At 60.2% G+C, this 11,546-nt stretch carries 2 protein-coding genes; both read left to right on the top strand.

Features of this window, described 5'->3' with window-relative positions:
- The first annotated feature begins 8 nt into the window (after window positions 1-8).
- The gene (locus tag DQ393_RS10575; RefSeq protein WP_245430300.1) at window positions 9-10,838 is read left to right on the top strand and encodes a hemagglutinin repeat-containing protein; all 10,830 of its coding nucleotides are present in this window, start codon (window positions 9-11) and stop codon (window positions 10,836-10,838) included.
- Window positions 10,828-11,214, top strand: a complete 387-nt coding sequence (locus tag DQ393_RS10570; RefSeq protein ID WP_112341705.1) for a DUF6960 family protein — start codon at window positions 10,828-10,830, stop codon at window positions 11,212-11,214. Before DQ393_RS10575 ends, DQ393_RS10570 begins: the two co-directional genes overlap by 11 nt.
- The last annotated feature ends 332 nt before the right edge of the window (window positions 11,215-11,546 follow it).

Here is an 11,546-nt window from a genome sequence, read left to right as displayed (position 1 = left end):
CCAACCAATTGCTCGGCGCGGGCAATATCACCATCAATGGCAACGCCAATGGTGTCAGCGCCGGTCTTCTCGCCTCCGGCGTCGACTTTGCCGCGACCAAAGCCAATGGCGGTAATATCGTGCTCAGTGCGGGTGGCGGTGATCTGACGATCAACGACAGTGCTGGCGCCATACAGGCAGGGACTGTGCTTGCAGCCGGCGCGATCAATACCACCGGCCAGACCATCACCGCCGACACGATCACCGGCCACAGGGACATCGTGCTTTCAGGCGCCACCAGTGCGGGAGCCGGAAGCGGCAGTGTTGATATCATCGGTCAGGTCCTCGGCGGCGGCAATGTCCGCGTTTCCGGCTCTGGCATCCAGGCGGACGCTATTGTCTCCGGCGTCGACATTGCCGCCACCAATGCGGCCGGAGGCAGCGTCGTGCTTGGCGCACCATCAGCCGGAACCGGCAATCTGACATTGACGGCCACTGGCGCGCTCAGCGCTGGAACTTTGCTCTCTGCCGGCAATCTCACTGCCGGTGCCGCGACGGTCACGGCCGGCAATATCTCGGCCCATGGCGAGATGACGCTCGGCGGCGCGATCAGCGTGACGGACCAGATCCTTGCGTCCGGCAACGTATTGATCAGCGGCCAGAGCTTGAAGGCTCGGACCATCGTTTCCGGCATCGACTTCGATGCGACCAATGCGGCCAGCGGCAATATCGTCCTTGGCCACGCCGGGAATTTGACGGTGAACGTCAATGGCGCCATTGCGGTGCCGACCATACAGGCTGCGGGTGCCATCGACGTCAGCGGCGCGTCCATCACTGCAGATGCGATTACCGGTCACGAGGATATTAGCCTTTCCGGCACGGCAGCTGGCGGTGTCGCCACGACGACCGCAAGCGGTCGCGTTGATATCACCAACCAGTTGCTTGGCGGCGGTAACCTTGGCATCTCTGGCTCGAGCATTAAGGTCGGTACCGCGGTCTCGGGTGTAGACTTCGCAGCAACGGCAGCCGCAAACGGAAGTATCGTCCAAACGACAAGCGGCAATCTGACACTTGTCGCCGCGGGCAACATCGACACTGGCACACTACTCTCGGCAGGTAGCCTCAATGCGGCCGGGTCTACTATCACGGCCGGGAGCGTCACGGCGCATGGCGATGTGACGCTCCGGGGTGCCACCAGCGTTACGGGCCAGATCCTGGGCGCCAGTAACGTGCTGATCACTGGCCAAAGTCTGGCAGCGCAGACCGTCGTTGCGGGCGTCGACTTCGGCGCAACTAACGCCGCCGGCGGCAATATCGTTGTTGGTCAGACCGCGACGATTGCAGGCAATCGCGCTGGGGACCTGACAGCTCAGTTGAGTGGTGGATTTTCGGCGTCGACGATGCAAGCCGCCGGTGCCATCAACGTCAATGCCGCGACTGTGACGGCAGATGCCGTCACAGGTCATAAAGACATCACCTTCGCCGGGGCAACCACCGTTAATCAGCAGATGCTTAGCGGCGGCAACATCGGTATCTCTGGCTCGAGCATCAAAGCCGGCGCCATTGTCTCGGGCGTCGATTTCGCAGCAACGGCAGCCGCCAATGGGAACATCGTCCAGACGACAAGCGGCAATCTGACTCTTGCTTCGACCGGTGCGATCAAGACCGGCACATTGCTCTCGGCTGGCACTTTTTCGGCCAGCGGTACGGCCGTGAGCGCGGATGCCGTCACTGCCCATGGCGATGCCACGCTGAATGGCGCGACCAGCATCACCGGCCAGATTCTCGCGGCCGGCAATGTCCTGATCACCGGTCAAAGCCTGTCGGCACAGTCTGTCGTCGCCGGTATCGACTTCGCCGCAACGGATGCATCCGGTGGCAATATCGTTCTTGGCCAGACCGGGAATCTGGCTGCGCGGCTCAGTGGCGGATTCTCTGCATCGACTGTGGAAGCCGCCGGTACTATCAACATCAACGCAGCCAGCGTGACGGCCGCCACCATCACCGGGCACAAGGATATCACGCTCGCCGGCACCACCACCGTCAACGGCCAAGTCCTTGGTGGCGGAAACATCAGTGTCTCAGGCCCGAACATCGCGGCCGGCGCTATCGTGTCCGGTGTCGATTTCGCCGGTACGGCTGCCGCCAACGGCAACATCGTTCAGACTTCGAGTGGCGATGTGTCGCTGCTTTCGAGCGGTAATCTCACCATCGGCACGTTGTTGTCGGCGGGCAATCTTACCGCGCAAGCGATCGATCTGACGGCAAGCAGCATTACAAGCCATGGCAGGACCGACCTGAAGGCCAGCGGTCGCATAGACGCTAGTGGCCAGGTACTGTCGGCCGGCAATCTCTCGATCGATGGCGCCAGCCTCAACGCCGGACTTCTGGTCTCCGGCGTGGATTTTGCGGCAACCGCAGCGAACGGCGGCAGCATCATGCTCGGAGGGACCGGTGCGACGGACCTCACCGTCTCCGGCAATGCAACGGCCGGCACGATCCTCTCGGCCGGCGACATCACGGCAAAGGCGGCCAATCTCCAGGCGGGCAGTGTCACAAGCCACGGCAATATCGGCATGGTCGGCAATGTCGATGTGAGCAGCCAGATCCTGGCGGCAGGCGATCTCACGATCAATGGCGGCGGCATCAGCGCACCGACCTTGATCTCCGGCATCGACTTTTCCGCCACCAACGCCGCCGGCGGCAGCATCGTGCTGGCGCAGTCCGGCAAGACCAGCTTGACCGCCTCCGGCAACATCACGGCTGGAACCATCCTGTCGGCCGGCGATGTCACGGCAAGGGCGACAGACCTCATCGCCGCCAGCATCACCAGTCACGGGACGGTTGATGTCGTCGGCAATGTCGATGTCAGCAACCAGATTTTGGCCGCAGGCGATCTCACGATCGATGGCGGCAGTATCAGCGCCCCGATCCTGATCTCCGGCATCGACTTTGCCGCCACCAATGCCGCCGGCGGCGGTATAGTGCTCGGAACTGCCGGCGATATGAATCTTACCGCTTCTGCGGGCATCACCGCGCAGACCATGCTATCGGCCGGCAATATCGACGCGCAGGCGGCCACCATCGCGGCCAATGCCGTGACCGGCCATGGCGACATTACCCTTGCCGCCGGCAGCAGCGTCAATGTCTCGGGCCAGCTCCTCGGTGCGGGCGATGTCTTGCTGTCCGGTTCATCCGTCCAGATCAATCAGGCCGTCACGGGCGTCGATTTTGCCGCTACCGCGCACTCCTCAAACGGTGCCATCGCCCTCGAAGCAAGCGGCGATCTGACCATCAATGCGGCAAGCGCCACCGCCAATACGTTGATCGTCGCCGGCAATCTCGATGTGGCGGCGAGCGCCTTTACGGGCGGCGACATCACGGGCCATGGCGTCGTCGCAATCGGTTCGACCACCAGTCCTGGCGCAATCAGGATCAACGGGCAGCTCCTGGGCGCCAGCAACGTCTCGATCACCGGATCTGCCGTCAGCGGCAACGTCATCGCGGCCGGTGTCGATTTTGCGGCGATGGACCAATCGGGCGCCGGGAACGTTATTCTTGGTCCGACCGGCAATCTCACGCTCCTAGCCACGGCAGGCGACATCTCTTTCAACAGCCTTCTTGCTGCCGGCAGCATCACCGCCAACGCGGCGAACAATGTCAGCGCGAATGCCGTCTCCCACGGCGATCTGACGATCACCGCGGGCAATGCGATCACGCTCACCGGCCAATCGCTTGCCAGCCGCAACGCCAATCTATCCGCCCGATCGATGGCGATCGACACGCTGGTCTCCGGCGTCGATTTCACCGCCACCCGTGCCGCGGCCGGCGGCAGCCTGATGCTGCAGCGTACCGGCGCGATGACGCTCTCAGCCTCGAGCGGCAGCATCAGCGCCAATTCTCTGCTTTCGGGCGGCAATCTTGCCGCCACGGCAACGCAGAACATCGGTTACAACAGCCTGCAGAGCCTTGGCAGCGCCACGCTCACGGCGCCCGGGACCATCGCCTATACCAACACCACCCGTGTCGGCAGCAATCTGACGCTCAATACCGGTGTCGTCGATCTCTCCGGCAGCCGGGGTAGCCGGATTGCCGGCGGCGGTACGCTGATTGTCAACGGCTCTTCCGCCAATCTGTCCGGCAGCAATCTCGTCTTCGGCGGCCTGTCGCTCAATCTGTCGGGCAATGCGGATCTGTCCAATGCCGAGGTCAGCACCGTCACCTCCAGCGTCACCGGCAACGGTGATCGCGTCGCCGGCGGTTCCGGCGACATCGCCATCTCTGCCGCAGGCCTCGTCACCACCGCCAACACATCGTTGCTTGCCGCGCATGACCTGACGCTCAACCTGCCGTCGCTCGGCAATACCGGTCAGCTTGCCGCCGGCAACAATCTGACCTTCAACGTCGCTGGCGACTTCTACAACAGCCCCTCCGGCCTCGTCTTTGCCGGCAGCAACGCCAACCTCCTCGTCGGCGGCACATTGACCAATGACCAGGGCGCTATCGTTTCCGATGGCGGGTTGACCATCCAGGGGACGACCGCCGGTCAGCGCAATGCGGCAGTCACCAATGTGTCCGGTCTCATTCAGTCTGGTGGTGACATGTCGATACTCACCAGCAATCTCATCAACAGGCGATCGACGACGCCGACCTGGGTGACGGGTCAGCTGGTCTCCTCCGGTGCGGTTGTCGGTACCTTCGTGCTCAATCCAGCGGTCGCGGGCCAACCCTTCGCCTATCTGGAATCGACCGACCAGAATATGTTCCAGCTTTATGCGGGGGTCGATCCGGGGCAGTTTTCTGACTACCAGCCGCTGCTGTATTCGGTCGCAACCCTTGCCGATGGCACCTCCTATCACGCCTGGACCTGGGTCAGCGGCAGTGGTCCGACGGAGGTTCGGCCGATCTTCGACTGGATCAAGGCCCGCGTTCCCAAGGATGCCAACGGCAATCCCATCCTCGATCCCAACAATCCCTCGCGTTATTTCATCGTCGATGAGGTCGTGCGCAACGGTTCGGATACGAGCACGACCTACACTTGGGATCCGACGTCCAACATATCGCAGTCGGTTTATGAAGACCGCTTCACCAGTGCGCTGAGCCCCGAGGCGGTGATCCGCGCCGGCGGCAATCTCACGGTCGATGCCACCAACCTCACCAATTCCTACAGCCGGATCGAGGCCGGCGGTGATGCGACGCTCAAGGGATCGACGCTCACCAACGAAGGCGTCGTCCTCAATCGCACCACGATGCTGACCTGTAGCGCTCAGAGCGCCTGCTCGGCCTACAACGCCGATGGCACGGCCGATCCTTCCCGCAATATCGCCAACGGCACGTCGATCGTCTCGGGATCGCAGGTTATCGGCGGCGCGGCTGGCACGCTCAAGGCGGCCCACGCCCTGAGCCTCAATTTCGGTACGGTCAACAATACGTCGCTCGGTTCGACGAGTGGCGGCGCGGCCGTCAGTGCGCCTTCGACATCGAGCGATCCTCTGTCGGCCCTGAATGGCATGACGGCCGGCGGCGCCTTGTTCAACGTCAATGCCGCGCTAGGCAGTTTCGCCTCAAATGGCGGCGCGAGCGTCGGTAGTGGTCCATCGTTGGCAACCGTCAGCACGACGATCGCCGGCGGCCCGACGGCCAACGGCAGCGGCCTGACGGCAGACGTCGGCGCTTCGGTGAGCGGCAATGGTGTGACGCTCGCCAGCGGCCCTTCGATCAGCTCCGGCAGCCTGACGACTGGCGGCGCTGCGATCAGTCCGAACAGCCTGATGGGCAAGCTCACCGCTGCTCTCGGCAGCAGCGGCAATCTTGCCCAGGTGCTGCAGGTCAATGGCGCGGAACTCGCCTCGCTTGCCAAGCCGCAATCGGGCGGCGTCGGCGGCACGGTGCCGGGCCAGATCTTCCTGTTCGAGACACGGGCGGCCTTCCTCGACGTGTCGAAGTTCTACGGCTCGAGTTATTTCATCGGCCGAGTTGGCTATACGCCGGAGACCAAGGTTCCCTTCCTCGGCGACGCCTATTTCGACAATCAGCTGGTAGACGAACAGATGCGGCAGCTGGTGGGCGATGGCCTTGGCGCGGGATCCTTCATCCCCGGCAACAATGCCACCGACCAGATGAAGACGCTGCTCGACAACGGCGTCGCTTATGCCGAGGCGAACGGGCTTGCTCTCGGGCAAGCATTGACGCCGGAGCAGGCCGCATCGCTGACCCAGTCGATGGTGATCTACCAGACGCAGATCGTCGACGGCGCGCAGGTGCTGGTGCCGGTCGTCTATCTCTCGGCCGCTGATAAGGCGAAAGTCAATGCAGGCGGCGCCGTCATTGCCGGCAACAGCGTCAGCATCGATGCCGGCTCTGTCAACAATTCCGGTGCGATTGCCGCAGCGGATGGCATGACCATCAATGCGACCGAGATCAAGGCCAATGGCGGCACTTTCCTCGCCGGCGGCAACATGAACCTCAATGCCACCAATGGCATTACGCTTGCCGCTCAGACGATGACCATCGGCGGCCAGAATGTCGTCAACACCAATGCCGGCGTGTCGGCTGGCGGCAATCTGCAGATCGCCGCGGGCGGTACGCTGAGCTTGCAGGGCACCAAGATCGTCGCAGGCGGCAATGCCCAGCTTTCCGGCACCAATGTCAACCTTGCTGCTGTCAAGGTTGATAATGGTAGCCAGCAGAATGCGACGGGCGCCCGTGTCACCGCTGGCGGCAATCTTACCATCGTCGGCAATAATGACGTCAACATCATCGGATCCTCCGCAAAGTCGGGTGGGAATCTTTCGGTGACTGCTACGAATGGAGCGGTCAATATCGTCTCCACCGATGTCGCCCGTCGCACCGACGACGGCTACACCAAGACGACCAGTACCGATCAGCAGGCTTCGCAGCTCTCGGCCGGCGGCAACCTCGCGATCACCGCAAGCGGTGACGCTGGGGTCAACGCCAACACGGGTGTCCTGATCTCTGGTTCCGATCTGATGGCCAAGGGTAATGTTGGCCTGACCTCGAACGGCGACATCAATGTCACCACGTCTCAGAGCCAGTCGAACTCGACGTTCGGCAAAAATTCCTCGTCCGAGCTGACACATAATGGCTCGACGATTACGGCGGGTGGCGATCTGGTCGCCAAGTCCAAGAACGACATCAACGTCATCGGCTCGACCATGGCCGCCGAAGGCTTGCTGGGTATCCAGGCCGACAAGAACGTCACCATCGCTGAAGCGACCGACAGCGCAACCCTCGATGTCAAAAGCTCCAGCAAGAAGAGCGGTTTCTTCGGTTCGACGAAGGAGAATGCCTCCGGTCATCTCGAGACCACGACGGCGGCTGGCTCGTCACTCTCCGGCAAGGACGGCGTGACGATCATTTCCGGCGGCGACACCACGGTCTCCGCCTCGAAGGTGACGGCTGGCGACGATACGCATGTTGCTGATCTCAATGTCCAGACCGGCGGCAATCTGATCGTCACCGCTGGCAAGGACACCGAGACCGAGCATGACAGTGCCAAGCGCAAGGGTTTCCTGCGCAGCGGCAGCTCGAGCTATGACGGCTATAACGAGACGACCATCGGCTCGCAGCTTTCAGCCTCGGGCGATGTCAATCTGGATGCCGGCAAGGCGGCGGCCATTGTCGGTTCGAAGGTCAATGCCGATGGCTCGCTGAACGTCTCCGGCGAAAGCGTCTCGATCATCGGCGCGCAGGAAAACCACCAGTCCGACAGCAAGCGCAGGGATTCCGGCCTCTTCGTCGGCTCCGGCGGCGGCTTCATCTCGCTCTACGGCAAGAATGAAAAGCAGGGCCAGCAATCTTCCACGGACAATATCGGCTCGACGCTTTCGGCTGGTCAAGACGTCAACCTGACGGCAAGGACGACCGATCTCAATATCATGGGTTCGTCCGTGAGTGCCGATCGTGACATCAACCTGTCGGCGGCCCGAGACGTCAATGTGACCCCGGGCGCCGAAAGCTCGTCACAGTCCCAGCAGCAGAAGAAGTCCGGCTTCGGTCTTGCACTTTCCGCCGGCAATGGCGGCTTCTCGATCGGTATTGGTGCGCAGTCAACCAAGGACAGCAAGGCGCAGCAGTCCGATACCAATGCGGTATCGACATTGGCGGCGGGCCGCGATCTCAACATCTCGGCAGGCAACAATGTCAACCTGCAGGCGACCAGCGCTTCGGCCGAGCGCGACGTCAATCTCTTTGCCAAGAACAATATCAATCTGCTCTCGGCCAACGACGTCACCAATTACGAGGAGGTGCATGAGAAGACCTTTGCCGGTGTGACTATCTCGGTGACGAGCCAGATTGGCAAGGCGGCCCAAAGCATCATGAACTCGGCCGAGCGCCTTTCCGACAGCGGCGGCGTCAATGCGCTGACCAATACGGCCATTGCCGGCCTCGGTTTCTATCAGGCCTACAAGGATCTAAAGGCCGCTTCGGAGAATTTTGATGCAGGCAAGGGGCTTTCCTTCAGTATTGGCATCAATGCCGGTGTCAATCATCAGGAAAGCAGCTGGTCCTCGTCGTCCTCGACCCCGGTGGTGACGGATATTCGCGCCGGTCGCTCGATCACCATGGAGGCCGAGAAGGGCTCCATCACCAGTGATGGCGCGCAGATCCTGGCTGGCTACGACAAGAACGGCATCCCCACGGTTTCCGGCGACCCGCTGACCGGCGACATCTTCCTGTCGGCGGCGAATGGCGACATCAACCTCAACGCCGCCACCGGCACGTCGGATTCGACCAGCTCGAACAAATCCTGGAGCGTGGGCGTCGGCGTCAACTTTGGTTGCACCAGCAAGGGCGGCTGCCAGGAGACCGGCGTGGGGGTCAACGCCTCCTACGGCAAGGGTGGCTCCGAAACCTCCGGCACCAGCCATACGAACACGCATGTGAACGGCACCGGCGATGTCACCATCGTCACCAACGATCTCGCGCTGAAGGGGGCGACGGTTGCCGGCAATTCGGTTGCGATCGATGTCAAGAACCTGACGATCGAAAGCCAGCTGGATACGCAGAAGGCCAAGGCCGATCAGTTCAATGTCTCCGGCCAGATCGGCTTTGGCAACACCGGCGTCTCCGGCACCGTGCAGAAGGCCAAGGGCGATGCGGTGCTCGTCTCCGAACAATCGGGCATCCATGCAGGCACCGGCGGCCTCAACATCGATGTCAAAGGTCAGACGTCGCTTGTCGGTGGGCTGATTACCAGCGAGGCGACGGCGGACAAGAACTCCTTCTCCACCGGCACCCTGACGGTTGCGGATATCGACACGCATTCGACCTGGAAGGCCGAAACCTATGGCGGCGGGATCGGCACTAGCGGGCTCACCATCGCTCCGCCCGTCAAGGCCGGCGAGAAGGAGACCGGCAAGGCCTATTCGGCCATCGGCGGCAATATCGGCATCACGATCACCGATCCCGCGCACCAGGTGCAGGACATCGGCACGATCCGCCGCGATACGGACAACACCAACACCTCGCTGCCCGGCTTGCCGGACCTGCAGAACATCCTGCGCCAGCAGTATAAGACGCAGGCGGATTTGCAGGCGGCGCAAGCGACAATGGCGGGGCTGGTGGGCGATATTGCAACCGATCTGTATGCGAAAGCGGCGACCCAAGCCGAACGCGACCTTTGGAAAGAAGGTGGCGAGGGGCGTGCTCTGCTGCATGCCATCGGAGCTGGCATTCTTGGTGGCGCAAACGGCTGGGAAGGGGCAGTGAAAGGCGCGCTAGGTGGTGCCGTAACAACCTTGATGGCGCCCGCCATCGCCAATCTCGTCAAGGGCATGCTGAAAGACAGCACCCTGTCCGATCAGGACAAGCAGACCCTTGCTACGTTAATCGGAACAAGTCTCAGCTCGGCGGTCGGTGCCGTGGCTGGCGGGGGAGAAGGAGGGTCCTACGGGGCTGCGAATTATCAATTTAACTACCTAACCCACGCACAGCGCGAGGAGCAAATCTCCAAGCTAAGAAGTTGCAACGGCGATCAGAATTGTGTCGAGAAAATCGTCGATGAATATCGCGATCTGAACGTCACGCAGGAAAATCAATTAATCGCTTGCGAGACAAGGGCCTGTGTGGACGCCGTAGTAGCCTCTCTGCACGACTCGAACGATACGCTCGGTAATGATTATCTCGAACTGCTGAAATACTCCAGAGCTGCTGCAGATTTGGCTCTTGCCTATCAGCAGAACGAGCTTATTGGCCAAAGCCAATTGAAGACAGATATCGCGTATGCCTATGCAACCGCCGATTATTGTGAGCGTAATCCTGGCAGCAGTTGTAAACTCAACGGCGGATTAGCTTACTTTGGCAGTCAGGCCCTGCTGGAGGGAGCTTATGGTGCGCTTGGAGTTGGAAAGAATGTTAAACCCGCTTCCGATGTTGGCAATCCGTCTAACCCAAGTAAAGGTTTGTGGAGCGTCGATCCTTCCTTCGCGGCGGCAGATGAGGCTGCAGGGGTACTTGTTAATGGCCGCTATATTAGAAATCCGACGGCGCGGAGCCTTTCCGATAGCATAACGGAATCTGGAAAAATCCGTTTGGATGGCCAACTTGCAAATGGTCAATACATGTATGTGGTGGATACCAGTGGAAATATCATAATCGGGTCGCGTGCCGGTCAGCGGATGCCTCATCCGACGCTAATCGGTGGATCCGATCCGCAAGTACAAGCCGCTGGCATGGTTGATATAAGAGGTGGTAAAATTTATTCGATTGACAACACTTCTGGTCATTTCAAACCGGCGAGTGAATCTCTTAACAATGCGGAGAGCGCATTCAGTAAGCTTCCGAACACTAGCTTCAGCTCTGATTTTCAAGGATACAAACCATTCAATGGACAATAACGTCATATGGGCTTTATGCCCTTGGTTCGAAGAGAATGGTGAATGGCTGATTCACCCAGATGATCTTGAACGCATGCGAGCATTTAGGCCGTATGGCGTGGTTTTTCGTGTCCTTGGTGAGGATGGGAAATATGTCACAATATGTAGTGGTGACCAAGTTTTCAGAGTCCGACGAGAAATTCTGAAAATGATCGAGCCAAAAGAGTGCTGGCGGTTTGAAGTTGGTGACGCCGTACTCGTTAGGGCGAGCAGGTATTCCGGTGTGGTCTCCAGCATCCATTGGCATCAGAAGGAAAGCAGGCCATTTTATTTGTTGGAGGTCGGAGGAACAATCAAATCCAGAAGATATTGGCCGGAAGAGCTCGAGAAAATTTGATGGATTGACGGATCGTCTACGGCGACCACTAGTCGAGCTCCAAGTATCGTTCTTCAAAGTGATCGAACCCGATGTCTTGCTAGCTTCTATATGGAATTCGTGATGCTTCTCTCAGTCTTGTGAAGTCCGAGGTAGAGCGGTTATTTGGGATAATATTTGAAGAGCGAGAAAGCTCCTATCAGGCGGGGATTTATTATATTTCTGGTCAGGCGAATTCCGAGCAGTTCTTGTGACCTGCTACTGAACTTTCATCCAACGGCGATTAGAGCCCCGGCGGTAAGCTCTTGGCTACTCCAAGGTAACAGTAACTCCTGGATATCAACCTTCTGTAA

Origin of the sequence: Martinezella tropici (assembly GCF_003287875.1) — a bacterium.
Classification (GTDB): domain Bacteria; phylum Pseudomonadota; class Alphaproteobacteria; order Rhizobiales; family Rhizobiaceae; genus Rhizobium; species Rhizobium tropici_C.
This window is presented reverse-complemented; position numbering and strand designations above follow the sequence as displayed.

Excerpts from the sequence above, each read along its gene's own strand:
- DQ393_RS10570 (WP_112341705.1), top strand. The coding sequence starts at position 10,828 with ATGGACAATAACGTCATATGGGCTTTATGCCCTTGGTTCGAAGAGAAT.